Source organism: Phyllobacterium phragmitis (assembly GCF_002980495.1).
In the GTDB taxonomy this organism is placed as follows: Bacteria; Pseudomonadota; Alphaproteobacteria; order Rhizobiales; family Rhizobiaceae; genus Paramesorhizobium; species Paramesorhizobium phragmitis.
Genome location: NZ_PVBR01000002.1, coordinates 78,474 through 94,326, shown reverse-complemented (window position 1 = coordinate 94,326; position 15,853 = coordinate 78,474). Strand labels below are relative to the sequence as shown.

The following is a 15,853-nucleotide window of genomic DNA, read 5'->3' as shown; positions in this document are numbered from 1 at the left end:
GGCCTGACTGCGGGAATAGATCGTCTTCCATACAGGCTTTCTGCAAAATTGCGCGATTGAAGGCTGGACAGGTGCGATGAGTGCGGTTATAGAACCGCTCACTTCGACAGGACGCTGTCCAGACGAAGCGGGTGCGTAGCTCAGTTGGTAGAGCAGCTGACTCTTAATCAGCGGGTCACAGGTTCGATCCCTGTCGCACCCACCAAACCTTTCAATGGTTTGCCGCTGAAACTTAATCCGGTTTCTATACATTGTTGCTTGATGCCGATTTGTGGGCCGGAGTTTCGCCTCGATGGGGCCGAAACTGTTTTCGCCATCTTCTTCTCCCGCGCTTGCCACTGCCCCATCCGATTGCCATATGTTGCCGCAGAAGCGGTAGGTGAGGGATATGCGTCAGTCTTGAAGACAAATTCCTGTCATCAATATTTGATCCTTGTCTGCCACATTTAGAAAGACAACAATCGGCGGTCGCGGTGGTCCTGCCGTGGTTTTCGAAAATCGCTGTACAGTTCCTTAAACTCTGTCAGCTAACGTCTTGTTGATGGTATTGGGGACTGCATGGAAAGCTTTCTGGGCGAGCTCGGGCATTTCATCTCGGCGCATGGAGCATGGGCCGGGCCGATCGTCGGGCTGATCGCATTCGGCGAATCGCTTGCCCTGATCGGAATGTTCATTCCGGCCACCGCCATCATGCTTTTAATCGGCGGGCTGATCGGCGCCGGTATCATCGAGCCGTTTTCCGTCATTCTCGGCGCCATCATCGGCGCGGTGATCGGCGACATCATCTCCTATTTCCTCGGCTGGTGGGTGGGGCGCAGCATCGTTCACAAATGGCCGCTCAACCGGCATCGCCAGGGCGTCGCCCGTGCGCGACTCTATTTCCGCCGCTATGGTTTCGCCGCGGTGTTCTTCGGCCGTTTCTTCGGTCCCATCCGCTGCACAGTGCCTCTGGTGGCGGGCATGATGTCGATGGATCAGAAGCGTTTCCAGACCGCCAATGTCCTTTCCGCCGCCGTATGGGCGCCGGTGATGTTCTCGCCCGGCTGGCTTGCCGGCAAGGGAGCGGGCATTTTCGCCGGCATGAATGGCGGTGACTGGATGTGGCTGACGCTCGGCGTCACGATCCTCGCTACCGTCGCCACGATCTTCGGTGTTCGCATGTTCAAATCGCGCCCGCGCCGCCGGCGCGGAGTACAGATATCACCGGCGGAATGAATTTCGCCAGCCGATGAGGCGACCGCAAAAAAGCGGCAATCACTTTCTCCTGAACCCGTCCTTTTCAGGCCGGTTACCTCCAGGTGCCTTCTTGCCCGCCTTGGCAGGAGCAGGTTATGCCGTCTGGGAAATCCCCAACCGACAGAGGAATTGCCTGATGAAGCCCAGACTTCACATCATCATCTGCAGCACCAGACCAGGACGTCAGGGACCTAAAATCGCCGAATGGTTTCATGGCTTTGCCATGGATCATGGCAAGTTCGACGCCGCCCTGGTCGATCTGGCGGAATTTGCCCTGCCGGTTTTCGACGAACCGAAGCATCCGCGTCTCAAGCAATATGAAAACCAGCACACGAAGGACTGGAGCGCCAGCGTCGAAGCCGCCGACGCCTTCGTTTTCGTGACGCCGGAATATAATTATTCGCCACCTCCGGCCTTCTTCAATGCGGTCACCTATCTTGCATCGGAATGGCATTACAAGGCCGCCGCCATACTGAGCTACGCCGGTGTGTCCGGGGGCTTGCGTGCCGCGCAGATCGCACGGCTGCAGCTTTCGAACCTCAAGATGGTGGCGATCCCGGAAGGCATTCCGGTGCCCAGCTTCATGCAGTTCATCGATGAGGAGGGCGTATTCAAGCCGAACGAACTGATCACGGCGAGCGCCACGACAGTGCTCGACGAGCTGCAGCGCTGGACAACGGGCCTCAAGACGATCCGCAGCGCCTAGCGCATCGGCCATCTGTTTCGGTCCTCATTTCAAGCCGCTCCTGTTGATCGCAGGGGCGGCTTTTGCGTGAGAAATGTGTCCTCGACGCCTTATCACAAAATATATATCGTATTTATATACCATCAGCGCCGCGACCTTATTGACAATCAGGGGAAAGCCTCCATCATTAGGGGAACGTTGACCTGTGTGGCGAAAACAGGGCAATTTGAAGAGGGTAGCATTTGCGCCTTCCCGTGAGTGTATAGGAGATTGGAATGACACGCATCTACCAACTCTGTGTTCTCCCGGTCAGCCAGCTGTTTGCACGGGCGCTTGCCTGTCTGGAACGGCCTCTTTTCGCCATGGCGCATGACACCGACGAAATCGCCGCGAGGCGCAGGCGCAGGACCGAACGGGTAGAAGATGACGTCCTGTGGTGCTGGAAACAGCGCGGCTTCTGGTGAGACGGATTTCCGGTTTGAGGTGAGAGACCGATCAACGGTCGAGGTTTGAGTGGGAACTGAGCGGGTGATGTGGCCCCGCGCAAAGGCTGGATGGAGCGAGCTCCTTTCCAGCCTTCTTTTTGCGGGAAATCATTTCCTCCCTACGCTTGCCTTCCGAAAAAAATGCCCGCTTTTTTGCATTGGTCCGCGATAAGCATTGCGCGATCAGTTAATATGTTAGTTTATCTATTCAAATCAATGATTTAGATTGATTTTGCCATATACGGCACTAGATTGTTTTTCCATGGTTCCTTTGATCAAGGCGGCTTTGCGCAAGCGTGCCCGTGGAGATGACGATCTATGAAGAAAATTTTTCTATATGCAGCAATGGCTCTGGCTCTGGCTCTGGCACCGGCCTTGGCGCTGGGCGCTTCGCCCGCGCGTGCCGACGAGCCGAAGGAGATCCTCAACGTCTCCTACGATATCGGGCGCGAGCTCTACGAGCAGATCGACAAGGCCTTTACGGCGGCGTGGAAAGAAAAGACCGGCAACGACATCACCGTCAACCAGTCGCATGCCGGGTCGTCGAAGCAGGCGCGCTCGATCCTGGAAGGGCTGGAGGCCGACGTCATCACCTTCAACCAGGTGACAGATGTGCAGGTCCTGCACGACAAGGGCAATCTCATCCCCGCCGATTGGCAGTCGCGCCTGCCGAACAATTCCTCGCCTTATTATTCGCTGCCGGCCTTCCTGGTGCGTGCCGGCAACCCGAAGAACATCCGCAACTGGGGCGATCTCGTCCGCGACGATGTCGAGGTGATCTTCCCCAATCCGAAGACGTCGGGCAATGCGCGCTACACCTATCTGGCGGCGACGGCCTATGCCCGGGAAGCGTTTGGCAATGACGACGCCAAGGTGCGCGAATTCATCACCAAGCTGTTCCGCCAAGTTCCGGTTTTTGATACCGGCGGGCGCGGCGCGACCACGACATTCACCGAGCGCGGTATCGGCGACGTGCTGATCACCTTTGAGGCCGAAGTGCTGGGAACGCAGAAGCAACTCGGCAAGGACAACTATGATGTCGTCGTGCCGCCCATCAGCCTTCTCTCGGAATTTCCGGTGACGGTGGTGGATAAGGTCGTCGACAAGCGCGGCTCGCGCGCCGTGTCGGAAGCGTACCTGAACTATCTCTATTCGCCGGAAGGGCAGGATATCCTCGCCCAGAATTTCAACCGGGTGCATGACGAGACGGTCAAGGCCAAATACGCGGATCAGTTTCCCGAGGTCCGCCTCGTCACCGTGGAAGACGAATTCGGCGGCTGGAAGAAGGTGATGGAGGAGCATTTCGCCGAAGGCGGCATCCTCGATCAGCTCTTCACGGCGCGGTGACTAAGAGCGGGTTCCTGAAGTAATGTGACGGTGCCGCTTCTTCCTTCTCCCCTTGTGGGAGAAGGAAGAAGCGGCACTCACCTGCCACAAAGTTTGAAACCGGACCTATTGTCTGCCATGTTTTCAAAATCATCCAGGATCAGAAAAGGCGTTCTGCCCGGCTTCGGCATAACCATGGGCGTCACGCTGCTTTATCTGGTCATCATCGTGGCGCTGCCGCTCATGGCCATGGTGCTGAAGACGGCGAGCCTCGGCTGGGCCGAGTTCTGGTCGATCGTCACCTCGGACCGCGCGCTTTCCACATATCGCATCACGCTTGGTACCGCGGCGATCGCCACGCTGATCAATGCCAGCTTCGGCCTCCTCCTTGCATGGGTGCTGGTGCGCTACGAATTTCCCGGCAAGCGGTTGATCGACGGGCTCATCGATCTGCCTTTCGCCCTGCCGACGGCGATTGCCGGCCTGGCGTTGGTCACGGTTTTCTCGCGCAATGGCTGGTTTGGCCAGTATCTCGAGCCGATGGGCATCAAGATCGCCTATGCGCCGCTCGGTATCGCCATCGCCATGGCCTTTACCAGTGCGCCATTCGTCATCCGCACCGTGCAACCGGTGCTGGAGGATCTGTCCGATGATGTCGAGCAGGCGGCGCAGACGCTCGGCGCGCAGCCCTGGCAGATTTTCCGGCATATCATCTGGCCGATGATCTTTCCGGCTTTTCTCGCAGGGTCGGCGCTGTCCTTCGCCCGTAGCCTCGGCGAGTTCGGGGCGATCGTCTTCATCTCGGGCAATCTGCCGTTCAAGACGGAGGTGACGGCGCTTTTGATCTTCATCCGGCTCGACGAGTTCGATTATCCCCAGGCGGCGGCGCTGGCGATGGTCATGCTGATCATGGCTTTCCTCATGCTTCTCACCACCAATCTCATCCAGGCCTGGCAGTTACGATATGCAGAGCGCAGCTAGTCTTGCGATCGGCCGGCCGTCCGCCACGGCCGCCGGTACGCTGAAGAAGAAGCGCGGCCCCTGGCAGGTCGCGCTGATCCTTTCCGCCATCGTGCTTTCGGTGCTTTTCCTCGGCGTGCCGCTGGCGGTGATCTTCATTTATGCCTTCAGCAGCGGGATCGGCGTCTTCTGGAGCGAGATCACCGAGCCGGCGACCCTGCACGCGATCTGGCTCACCGTTCTCACCGCCGTTGTCGTCGTGCCGATCAATATGGTTTTCGGCATCTGCGTCGCCTGGTTGGTGACGCGGTTCCGCTTTCCGGGAAGGCGGCTGCTCATCACCTTCGTCGAAATTCCATTTTCGGTCTCGCCGATCGTGGCAGGCGTGACCTATCTCTTCCTCTATGGCTCGCAGGGCCTGCTCGGGCCGTTCCTCGAGGCGCACGATATCAGGATCATGTTCACGGTTCCGGCGATCTTCCTGGTCAGCCTTTTCGTCACCTGTCCATTCGTGGCGCGTGAACTCATTCCGCTGATGGAGGTGCAGGGCAATGACGATGAGGAAGCGGCGATCTCGCTTGGCGCTACCGGCCTGCAAACCTTCTTCTACGTCACCTTGCCCAATATCAAATGGGCGCTTCTTTATGGCGCGGTACTCTGCAACGCGCGCGTGATGGGCGAGTTCGGTGCGACATCGATCGTCTCCGGCGCCATTCGCGGCAAGACCAATACCCTGCCTTTGCAGGTGGAGCAGCTCTTCAATGATTACAACACAGTCGGGGCGTTTGCCGCGGCCTCGACACTTGCTTTCATCGCGCTTTTGACGCTGGTTCTCAAGTATATTCTGGAGCGCAAGGCACACGCTTAGCGGTTGCTGTTTTGATGGCCACGGGCTTCCTCTCACCCCCCTCTGGCCTGCCGGCCAGAGGGGGGTGAGAGCGCCAGCGGCTTTCGAATAGCCACACGCCCTTGATCCTCACTCCGCCGCGATCAGCGCCGGTTGGCGGAAGGAGGAGGTGAGGATCATGCCTTCCGGCCAATAGCCGAAGCCGCTTGCCGGGTTGATATGGCCGGCATGGCCGAGATCGACGAAGCCAGAGCCCCACACATCGGCCAATGCCTGCGCCTTGGCGAAGCTCATATATTCGTCGTTGCGGCTGGCGACGACGATCGAGGGAAAGGTCAGCTCGCGGCGCGGCAGGGGAGCGAAGCTTACGAATTTCGCATCCTGGCGCGCCATCCTTTCGGTATCGGCCGGAGCGACCAGCAGGGCACCGGCGACATGCGCCGCCGCCGGACGGTTTGCCAGATGGGAAACCAGTACGCAGCCGAGGCTGTGCGCGACCAGAATGGCGCCGGGATGTTCGGCCAGATGCGCCTCCAGCACGTGCAACCAATCGGAAAGAACCGGGTTTTCCCAATCCTCCTGCTCGACCATTTTCGCCTGCGGATCGTCCCAAAGCCATTGGCGCTGCCAGTGACCGGCTTCCGATCCCCTGTAACCGGGTATGATCAATGTCGTCATGACGCTTCCTCAAACCAAATCTGGTTCAAGAATATGTCGCGGCACGATTCTGATGAAGAAAAGCTCGGCTATCGTTACCGGGCTTTTGGAAACTAATCGCCTAACAATAGCCGGTTGGCGCGAAAATTTGGGTTCTGCAATCCCTGGTTATTGATCCGGCTGCTTGTCCTTTTCCCGCCAGCGCAGCGCGAACTGGGTCTTTTCGAAGATCAGTACGATGAACAGCGAAATCGCGAAGGGGATTAGCAGATAGAGCAGGCGGAAAACGATCAGTGCCGCCAGCACGTCGGCCTGATTCATGTCGGGCAGTCCGGTCAGGAAAACAATCTCGAGAACGCCCAAGCCCCCGGGCGCATGCGAGATGAGGGCTGCGGAAAACGACACGAGGAAGATGCCGAGCACGATGAGAAAGCCCGGATTGCCTGCCTCTGGCAGGGCGAAATAGATGATGCCGGCGGCGCCGATCAGTTCGAGCGGTGCGATCAGAAGCTGCTGCCAGACCAGATTGAGGCGCGGATATTCCAGCCGGAATTTGCCGATGACCAGCGGGCGCAATTGCAGCCAACTGCCGAAGACATAGAGCAGCACCAGAAGGATCATCAAGAGCCCGAGCCCGACCGCCAGATGTGTGGGGATCTCGTCGTTAAAGCGCTGCAGGATATCGGGCTCGATGAGGAGGACGATGCCGCTCAGGATCGTTGTTCCGAGGACGAAGGTGAAGGAGCAGAAGGCGACGAGAACCGCCACTTCGCTGCCGGTCAGCCCCTGTGAGCTATAGGCGCGGTAGCGCACGACCGCCCCTGAAACAACGGAGGCACCGATATTGTGCGACAGCGCGTAGGTCGTGAAGGAACTCAGCGTGATGAACACCCAGGAGATGGTCTTCTTCAGGTGCAGCAGCGCAATGCGGTCATAACCGGCGAGCGCGACATAGGACAGCATCGCCGAGGCACCGGCCAGCAACCAGCGATGCAGGCTGATGGCATCAAGGCTGTGGATTACATCTTCGAGCGATATGCTGCGCAGCTCCTTGTAGAGCAGCCATGCCGAAACAAGGACCGCGATGACGCCGACGATTGGCCATATGTAATCTTTAAGCTTCATGTTGCCTGTTGCCCGAACCCATTTTGCCAGTCTTATACCTTTCGTATCTAGTTAGATCACACCAGCTTCGCCGGCGATGGGTGAATTTGCTTCCAGAAGATGCGTGACCATGCCGCGCGCAATCTCGCGCTCGCCCATGATAACGATATCCGCACCAAGATCGGTCAGATGCTGCGCCTCGGCGTCTGAATGGGCGCGTGCAACAATGCCGATGCCTGGATTGGCTGCCCGAACCTTGACGATAATCTGACCGGCTTCGAACGCATTGGGAATGGCAAGAACGAGCTGGCGCGCCTTTGGGAGATTGGCGGCATTCAGCACTTCGTCGCGCACGGCATTGCCAATGAGATTTTCCACATCCTCGTCGCGCAATTTTCCGATCGGCTTGTCGGCGTCCTCAATGACGAGAAAGGGCTCCCCTGCCGCCTTCAGGGCTTCGCCCACCAGGCTTCCGACGCGGCCATAGCCGATGAGGATTGTATGATCGGTCAAGGAGGTGACCGGCAGTTCCTCCACTTCGGCTTCCGGCTCTGCTCGTTGCTCAGCCATGGAGGCGGCCTGATCCGGAGCCGTCGCGAGACGTTTTTCCAGTCTTGGTCGGAGCCGGTCCATCGCGAGGAAGACGAGAGGGTTCAGCAATATCGAGAGAATGGCTCCGCCGAGGATCAGGTCACGGCCTTCTTCCGGGAGCAGTTTCAGCCCGACGCCGAGTTCGGCCAGAATGAACGAGAATTCGCCGATCTGCGCCAGACTTGCCGAAATCGTCAGTGCCGTGCCGATGGGATGGCCGAAAGAACGCACGATCAGGAAGGCGGCAACGGATTTTCCCAGGATGATGATGACGAGCGTGGCGAGCATCGGCAGCGGATCGTTGAGCAGGCTGGCCGGATCGAACAGCATCCCGACCGAGACGAAGAACAGGACGGCAAAGGCATCGCGCAAAGGCAGCGATTCCTCGGCGGCGCGGTGGCTGAGCTCGGATTCGCTCATGATCATGCCGGCGAAGAAAGCACCGAGCGCCAGCGATACGCCGAAGAGTTTCGCCGCGCCGAAGGCGACGCCGAGCGCAATCGCGAGGACGCCAAGACGGAAGAGTTCGCGCGATCCCGTATGTGCGATCGTATGCAGGACCCATGGGATCACGCGCCGCCCGATGACGAGCATCAGCACGACGAAGAGCGCCACCTTGCCGAAGGTGAGGCCGATGACGCCCCACAATCCAAGGCCGAAATAGATGGCGATAGGATCGCTGAGCGCCGTGCTGGGCGTGCCGTTGATGACGCTTGCCAGCGCCGGCAGGAGAACCAGCGCCATCACCATGGCGAGATCCTCGACGATGAGCCAGCCGACGGCAATGCGGCCGCGTTCGGTTTCAATGAGGCGGCGCTCCTGCATGGCGCGCAGCAGAACCACCGTGCTGGCTGCCGAAAGAGCCAGGCCGAAAACGACGCCGGCACCGAGGTTCCAGCCGAGAATGAGGCCGAGGCCCGTGCCGAGTGCGGTGGCAACGGCGATCTGCACGATTGCGCCGGGCAGCGCGATCGCCCTGACCGAGAGAAGGTCCTTCAGGGAAAAATGCAGGCCGACGCCGAACATCAGGAGAATGACGCCGATTTCGGCCAGTTCCGGCGCCAGTTCCTGGTCGGCGACGAAGCCTGGCGTATGCGGTCCGGCAAGGACACCTGCAAGCAGGTAGCCGACAAGGGGAGGGATACGCAACCGATTGGCGATCGCACCGAAGACGAAGGCAAGGCAGAGCCCGACGACGATCGTTGCAATCAGAGGCGTCTCATGCGGCATTGGGCGGGAAATCTCCTCCGGACGACGGGTGTTCCATCTTTGCTTCGTTCGCCGTCTGGATGACGGCCGGAGTATATTTGGAAGTGCCGATGGCGCATCCGGAAAGATCGATTTCCCGGTGCGCCGTCGGGTTTTTCATCGGTTCTGGGTGATCGCGCCTTCGGTTTTCTGCTGTTCGGCCTGACGACGCTTCCACCAGTTGCCCAGCAACAGAAGGATCGGAGCGGCGATGTAGATCGACGAGCTGGTCGCAATCACAATGCCGAAGATCATCGGAACGGCGAAGTTCTCGACCGCGCTGCCACCCCAGATCGCCATGGGCAGCATGGCAAGGAAGGTGGTCAGCGAGGTGAAGATACAACGCGCCAGCACCTGATTGATGCTCATGTCGATGATCTCGCGCAGAGGTTTGGACTTATAGAGCCTGAGATTTTCGCGCATCCGGTCATAGACCACCACCTTGTCGTTCACCGAATAGCCGATGATCGTCAGGAGGGCGGCGATGGCCGTCAGGTTGAAGTCGAGGCCGGTCAAGGCGAAGAAGCCGATCATCTTGGTGGTATCGAGGATGAGCGTAGCGATGGCGCCGAGTGCGAAATACCATTCGAAGCGCCACCAGATGTAGAACAGCATCGCGACTGCAGCGAGAGCTACGGCGAGGATGCCGGAGCGTGCCAGTTCACCGCTGACTTTCGGGCCGACGACCTCCGTGCGTTCGATCTTGACGCCGGGGATGAGCTTTTCAACCGCACCACGGACCTTGGTGACTGCCTCCGTCTGTGCTTTCTCGCCGCCGTCCTGACGCTGCACGCGGATCAGGACGCTGCTGGGGCCGCCGATATTCTGCAGCGCGACTTCGCCGAGGTCGAGAGCACCGAGCGTCGAGCGCAACTGGCTGAGATCGGCCGGTTGCGGCGTATCGATCTCGACCTGGATGCCGCCCTTGAAATCGATGCCGTAATTGAGGCCAGGCGTGATGAAGAGCACGATCGATGCGATCGAGAGTACGATGGAAACGCCGATGCCGAAAAAGCGTGCCCGCATGAACTGGAAGTTCGTACCCTCGGGTCCAAACCGGATGAACGGCTTGATTTCCAGCTTCTTCAGCTTCCAGCGACGGACGACCCAGGCCATCATCATGCGCACGAGGCTGACGTCGGCGAACATCGAAATGGCAATGCCGAGCATCATGGTGATGGCGAAGCCGCGTACAGGGCCGGTGCCGAACAGGAAGAGAAGGCCGGTGGCGATGAGCGTCGTCACATTGGCGTCGACGATGGTGGCGTAAGCGCTCTTGAACCCCCTGTCGAGGGCCGGCATGGCATTGAGCCCCTTGCGGGTTTCCTCCTTGATACGTTCATTGATGAGGACGTTGGCGTCGACCGCAATACCGATGCCGAGAATGATGCCGGCGATGCCCGGCAGCGTCAGCGTCGCACCGATGAGGCTGAGGGCCGAGAAGGTGAGGATCGTGTGGAGCAGAAGCGCCAGATTGGCGATCATACCCCAGTAGCCGTAGAGGACGATGATGAACACCGCCACAAGGGCAAAGCCTATCAGACCGGTGTAAAGGCCCATCTTGATAGCGTCTGCGCCGAGGTCGGGGCCGACTGTACGCTCTTCGATGACGGTGAGCGGAGCGGGCAGGGCGCCGGCACGCAGGAGAGCCGACAGGACGACGGTGTCCTCGACCGTGAAGCTGCCGCTGATCTGGCCGGAACCGCCGGTGATCGGCTCGCGGATGACGGGGGCGCTCAGCACTTTGCCGTCAAGGACGATGGCGAATGGACGGCCGACATTGCGGCTGGTGATATCGCCGAACTGACGCGCGCCGAGACTGTCGAAACGGAAGGAGACGATCGGTTCGTTGGTTTGTGAATCGAAGCCGGCGCGCGCATCCGTCAGCCTTTCGCCGCTCAGCGCCACCTGATCCTCGATCGGATATTTGATATTCGGGTCCTTCGCATCCGGCATGATCGTGACGCCGGGAGGCGGCACATCGTTCGGATTGACGTCGGCAAGCATGTGGAAGCTCATCTTCGCCGTGCTGCCGAGGAGCTGGCGCAACTGTGCGGGGTCCTGGAGGCCGGGAAGCTGAACCACGATGCGATCGGAGCCGACGCGCTGGATCGACGGTTCGGCGACACCGACCTGGTCGACACGCTGGCGGATGATCTCGAGGCTCTGCTGGAGCGCGCTGTTGAGGCGGTACTGCATGCCCGCCTCCGTCAGGGTGAGACGGATCTGGTTATCGGCGGCGCTGACGTCGATATCGTTGGTCGCTGCGCCGAAACCCGTCTGGTCGTCGATGGGAGTGGCAAGCTCGCGCAGCGCCGTTTCGGCGCGCGCACGCTGATCGGCATCGGCAATGCTGACCACCACCGCGTCGCCAACGACACGGATCGACTGGGGCTGGATGCGCTCGGCACGCAGCTTGCTGCGCGCGTCATCGAGTATCGAGCGCAGGCGGTCCTTCTTGAGGCTCGCGGCATCGACCTCGAGGACGAGATATGAGCCGCCGCGCAGGTCGAGACCAAGCGTGACCTGCTTTTTCGGGAACCAGCTCGGCAGGGAAGCCAATTGCTGCTGCGTGAACAGGTTCGGCAGCGCTATGATGATGCCGATCAGAATGACGAAGCTGTAGGTCGCGACGACCCATTTTGAAGTGCGCATTTTTATGATCCGGTAAAGTTGGGCTCGCTGAAACCTATGCTGGGATATTCGCGAGCGCCGGTTTTCTTAAGATGAAGTTCCCCTCAAAGGGACAATTCCGTGCGCCGAGTAAGGCTCAGGCGGCAGCCGGCGGGGCACGCGCAGCAAAGGCGCGGCCGAATATCCCGGTTGACGGCGCGGCGATCCGGCTTGGGATAGCGCCGCCAATATTCCATATGCCGAATTCGTATGAAGCGGGCAAAAGGGCTGGATCCTGTCCGCCGTCGTGGCGAAGCGGCGTGGCCTTCAGATGCCAGGCTTCCAGCGCTGCCGCCCGCATCGGGTTTTGTGCAGGAGCCGATTGTTCCCTTGCCGGAACCGGCGAACGCATATCACCCTGATTTCCCGCGGCGATGGCAAGAACGTCATCGACGTCATTTTCGCCGGGAACGGCCCAGTGAAAAGCGAAGAGAATAGCGGCGATCCATAGGACGCAGGCGAAAAGCGGCACAACTCCGCGCTTTTCCTGTTCTGCGTCGCTTGTGAAATGCATTGCCTCGATCAACTCCCGCAGTTTCGTGGATGTCATGACATCACGGCGATATCCGGACAGTAAAGGTCCGTCTGCACGAAAATCGCGCCAATCGCAATCTCTCATTAGCCACCCAGGGGCCGCGGGACAAGAAAATATCGGTCGCTTGCGGTGTTTTGCGGAAAGATTTTGCAATTCCGATTCATTTCGACGTCATGATTGTGCCCCGTTTTACTTGTGAACGGTAGCACGGTTTTCTATGAATGGAGGTCCGGGAAGCGCTTCAGGGCGGATAACGGATCGAAATGGGCGGATCGAAATTGATATTTTCAGGTAAACTCTCGAAATTCCTGTTTGTTTTCGCGATATTTTTCGCGTTTCTGGCGCCAGTCAGCCATGGCTTCGCGCAGCAGAATATCATCGCGGAACAACGTCCAATCATCGATTCGCTGAAGAAGCAGACGGCCGACCTGTCCGGACAGATGGCAAAAGCCTCGACGAGCGACGAGGAACTGGCCGATCTGCGCCTGCAGATGGAGGGTGTGACGAAGAAGCTGCTCGGCGTTGGTCTGGCTTTCAGGCCGCGGCTGACGGAGATCAACGCGCGGCTGGAGCAACTCGGTCCAGCACCGGCCCAGGGACAGCCTGCAGAGCCTGCGATCGTCACCGACGAACGCAACCGGCTGACCGGTGAAAAGGCGCAGATCAACGCCATGATCGGGGAGACGGAGGATAGTTCCGTTACCGTCAACCAGATGATCGAGCGGATCGGCGAGATGCGCCGCGAATTGTTCACGCGCACGCTTTCGCAGCGTGTCGACATCAATTATTCGCTGGGCAGCCAGGTCGTGGGCGCCGCAGGATACGAGACGCAAAAGCTTGGACGGAGGATCTCGTCCTGGTGGCGGTTCGTCTTGTCGTTCAAGCTCAAACCCTTCCTGGCGGCGGCGTTCTTTGCCCTGGCCGCAGCGCTTGTCCTGCATTTCGGCGCCAGGCGTTTCCTGGGCGATCTTTTCCTGCGCGATCCCACCGTCGAGGCCCCGTCCTATCTGAGCCGGCTTTCCGCCGCCTTCTGGTCGACACTCATTCCCTCGGCGGCGGTCGGCGTTTTCCTCGGGACAACCTATTTCTTCCTCGACTATTTCAATGTCCTGCGCACCGACATCGCGAAGATGCTGTCGTCGCTATTCAGCGTGATCGTCATCGTCTATTTCATCCACAGGCTGGCAAAAGCGGTGCTGTGCTCGGACATGCCGAACTGGCGGCTGGTGCATATCGCGCCGAAGCCGGCGCGGGTGCTCACCTACCTCATCACCACGACCGCACTGATCAACGGCCTCGATTATTTTCTCAATACGGTCAACCAGGTGCTGGCGTCGCCATTATCGCTGACCGTGGCGAAAAGCCTGCTCGCCACTGTGCTGGTGGGGCTTTTGATCATCGCCATTGCGTGGGTGAAGCCGCTTGAACAGGAGGAAACGGGGGCTGTCCGACCGTGGCCCAAGGCGTTGCGGGTTTTCCTCATATGCCTGGGGCTGTTTCCGATCGTCGCCGCGCTGCTCGGCTATATCGGGCTGGCACGCTTCGCTTCTCAGCAGATCGTCGTCAATGGCGCGTTTCTGGTGACGATGTATCTAGGCTTCCTCACCGCGCGAGCCATCACGGCCGAACAGGCCTTCGGCAGTACCTCGGTCGGGCGCGCCATGCAGCAGCGTTTCGGCATGGATGAGACATCGCTCGATCAGCTCGGCCTGGTTGCGGGCATTCTCACCAATTTCGTCGTTCTTCTGATCGGCGTGCCTCTGATCCTTCTGCAACTCGGGTTCCAGTGGTCGGAGTTGCAGACATGGTTCCTTCGGTTGATGACCGGCTTCCAAGTCGGCAATTTCTCGATCTCCTTCACCAGCATCTTCACCGGCCTGCTGTTGTTCGTCATCGGTTATTTCATTACGCGCTGGTTTCAGAACTGGCTCGATGGTAGCGTCATGGCGCGCGGGCGGGTCGATTCGGGGGTGCGCAATTCGATCCGCACCGTCGTCGGTTATCTCGGGCTGGCGCTTGCCGCGCTGGTCGGCATATCGGCGGCCGGGATCAATCTCTCCAATCTGGCGCTGGTTGCCGGAGGTCTCTCGCTCGGCATCGGTTTTGGCCTGCAGAACGTGGTGTCCAACTTCGTTTCGGGTCTTATCCTTCTGGTGGAGCGGCCCATCAAGGTCGGTGACTGGGTGGAGGCCGGCGGCGTTGCCGGTATCGTCAAGAAGATCAGCGTGCGCGCCACGGAAGTGGAAACATTCCAGCGCCAGTCGATCATCGTTCCCAATTCCTCGCTGATCAATGACAATGTCGCCAACTGGACGCATCGCAACAAGCTCGGCCGCGCCGATATACCCATCGGCGCGGCCTATGGCAGCGATCCGCGCAAGGTCCATGCGTTGCTGCTGGATATCGGGCGCTCCCATCCGCAGGTGCTCAAGAACCCCGAACCTTTCGTCGCCTTCAAGGGATTTGGCGATTCTTCGCTCGATTTCGAACTTCGGGTGTTCCTGTCCGACATATCTTCAATCGTCCTGGTAGAGAATGAATTGCGCTTCCTGATCGTGGAAAAATTTGCCGAGGAAGGGATCGAGATTCCGTTCCCGCAGCGCGACATCAATTTGCGCGTCGAGCAGATCGAAGCCATCGCCGATGCGATTGCCGCCCGGAAAAGCCAGCCAAAGGTCGGCACTGGCAGCGGGAAAGGAAAGGTGACGGCGGGGGCCGCCAAAGCCGGCATTGCCGGGATAAAAATCTGACCGCGTTCAGTTGCCGTTCAGCTTGCGACCTTTATAAGTGGGCCTGAAACGGGGCAGAGATGCCCTATAGGTCGAGGCGGCGATAACGCCGTACACAGGGGCGGTGGCAACACCGGGAATGATATGAACAGATATGCCATTGCATTTCTTCTTGTCGCCATCGGGGCCGGGCCGGCATTCGCCGCCAGCGCTGTCAACAATGACAGCGAACCCCGCACCCTCGTCGTCACGGAGGGTTCGACCAAGAGCGATCTGGTTCTCTCTCCAGGCGAAACGGTGGATTTCTGCCCTGCCGGCTGCTTCGTCACCTTCCCCAATGGTGACCGTCAGGCGTTGACGGGAAGCGAAACCATCGAGATCACCGGCGGCCAGGCTACGATCAACTAGGTCATCATTCGTTCGGCAAGGATCTCGTCGGGCAGACGTGGACACTCGATCTTACCCGACCATCGTCTGGTTAGTCGTATCAAGGTATAGGTCGTTGCAAAGAGCCGGGCAGGGCTTTCCTCCCGGCTTTTTTAAGTTCATGTTTACCCCATCTTATAGTTGCGCAGGTGTGGCCGGGCATCCGTCCTGACGTTCATCCATCGTTTTCTTATCACCTGCTAGAGGAGTTTCAGTTTTGATCGAAACGAGAACCGCTCCGTTCCTTGTTCGCAGATAAGTTCGAACGAAAAGCAGTTGGGAAAACCGGTTCTCAATTTCCTGGACTTGCTCTAGGACGACAAAATGCCTTTGGGGGGTAAGGGGGTGGAA

At 59.2% G+C, this 15,853-nt stretch carries 13 protein-coding genes and 1 tRNA gene; 9 read left to right on the top strand and 5 right to left on the bottom strand.

Going from position 1 to position 15,853, the window contains the following annotated elements; all coding sequences use genetic code 11:
* Positions 1 to 129: 129 nt before the first annotated feature.
* From C5748_RS02610 to cysW, 7 genes are all read left to right on the top strand, one after another.
* A tRNA-Lys gene (locus C5748_RS02610) sits at positions 130 to 205 on the top strand.
* A 353-nt stretch (positions 206 to 558) separates the two neighbouring features.
* The gene (locus C5748_RS02605) at positions 559 to 1,215 is read left to right on the top strand and encodes a DedA family protein (protein WP_105740388.1); all 657 of its coding nucleotides are present in this window, start codon (positions 559 to 561) and stop codon (positions 1,213 to 1,215) included.
* A gap of 157 nt (positions 1,216 to 1,372) precedes the next feature.
* Positions 1,373 to 1,942, top strand: a complete 570-nt coding sequence (locus C5748_RS02600; protein WP_105740387.1) for an NADPH-dependent FMN reductase — start codon at positions 1,373 to 1,375, stop codon at positions 1,940 to 1,942.
* A gap of 254 nt (positions 1,943 to 2,196) precedes the next feature.
* Positions 2,197 to 2,385 (top strand): hypothetical protein, encoded by a 189-nt coding sequence (locus tag C5748_RS02595; protein WP_105740386.1) that lies wholly within the window; start codon positions 2,197 to 2,199, stop codon positions 2,383 to 2,385.
* A 339-nt stretch (positions 2,386 to 2,724) separates the two neighbouring features.
* Positions 2,725 to 3,753 (top strand): sulfate ABC transporter substrate-binding protein, encoded by a 1,029-nt coding sequence (locus C5748_RS02590; protein WP_105740385.1) that lies wholly within the window; start codon positions 2,725 to 2,727, stop codon positions 3,751 to 3,753.
* A 117-nt stretch (positions 3,754 to 3,870) separates the two neighbouring features.
* Positions 3,871 to 4,713 (top strand): sulfate ABC transporter permease subunit CysT, encoded by an 843-nt coding sequence (gene cysT, locus C5748_RS02585; RefSeq protein ID WP_105740384.1) that lies wholly within the window; start codon positions 3,871 to 3,873, stop codon positions 4,711 to 4,713.
* Positions 4,697 to 5,560 (top strand): sulfate ABC transporter permease subunit CysW, encoded by an 864-nt coding sequence (gene cysW / locus C5748_RS02580; RefSeq protein WP_105740383.1) that lies wholly within the window; start codon positions 4,697 to 4,699, stop codon positions 5,558 to 5,560. Before cysT ends, cysW begins: the two co-directional genes overlap by 17 nt.
* Positions 5,561 to 5,668: 108 nt before the next feature.
* Here the strand turns inward: cysW and C5748_RS02575 are convergent, their stop codons facing one another.
* From C5748_RS02575 to C5748_RS02555, 5 genes are all read right to left on the bottom strand, one after another.
* Positions 5,669 to 6,217 carry an alpha/beta hydrolase gene (locus C5748_RS02575; protein ID WP_105740382.1) on the bottom strand — a complete coding sequence of 183 codons (549 nt, stop codon included), beginning with the start codon at positions 6,215 to 6,217 and terminating at the stop codon, positions 5,669 to 5,671.
* A 147-nt stretch (positions 6,218 to 6,364) separates the two neighbouring features.
* The gene (locus C5748_RS02570; protein WP_105740381.1) at positions 6,365 to 7,321 is read right to left on the bottom strand and encodes a lysylphosphatidylglycerol synthase domain-containing protein; all 957 of its coding nucleotides are present in this window, start codon (positions 7,319 to 7,321) and stop codon (positions 6,365 to 6,367) included.
* Positions 7,322 to 7,372: 51 nt separating this feature from the next.
* Positions 7,373 to 9,121 carry a YbaL family putative K(+) efflux transporter gene (ybaL, locus tag C5748_RS02565; protein ID WP_105740380.1) on the bottom strand — a complete coding sequence of 583 codons (1,749 nt, stop codon included), beginning with the start codon at positions 9,119 to 9,121 and terminating at the stop codon, positions 7,373 to 7,375.
* A 135-nt stretch (positions 9,122 to 9,256) separates the two neighbouring features.
* Positions 9,257 to 11,794 carry a protein translocase subunit SecD gene (gene secD / locus C5748_RS02560; RefSeq protein WP_105740379.1) on the bottom strand — a complete coding sequence of 846 codons (2,538 nt, stop codon included), beginning with the start codon at positions 11,792 to 11,794 and terminating at the stop codon, positions 9,257 to 9,259.
* Positions 11,795 to 11,909: 115 nt separating this feature from the next.
* Positions 11,910 to 12,362 carry a hypothetical protein gene (locus C5748_RS02555; RefSeq protein WP_105740378.1) on the bottom strand — a complete coding sequence of 151 codons (453 nt, stop codon included), beginning with the start codon at positions 12,360 to 12,362 and terminating at the stop codon, positions 11,910 to 11,912.
* A gap of 248 nt (positions 12,363 to 12,610) precedes the next feature.
* Here C5748_RS02555 and C5748_RS02550 point away from each other — a divergent pair, with 248 nt between their 5' ends.
* Both C5748_RS02550 and C5748_RS02545 read left to right on the top strand, forming a co-directional pair.
* The gene (locus C5748_RS02550) at positions 12,611 to 15,097 is read left to right on the top strand and encodes a mechanosensitive ion channel family protein (RefSeq protein WP_105740377.1); all 2,487 of its coding nucleotides are present in this window, start codon (positions 12,611 to 12,613) and stop codon (positions 15,095 to 15,097) included.
* Between the two features lie 123 nt (positions 15,098 to 15,220).
* The gene (locus tag C5748_RS02545; RefSeq protein WP_105740376.1) at positions 15,221 to 15,484 is read left to right on the top strand and encodes a hypothetical protein; all 264 of its coding nucleotides are present in this window, start codon (positions 15,221 to 15,223) and stop codon (positions 15,482 to 15,484) included.
* The last annotated feature ends 369 nt before the right edge of the window (positions 15,485 to 15,853 follow it).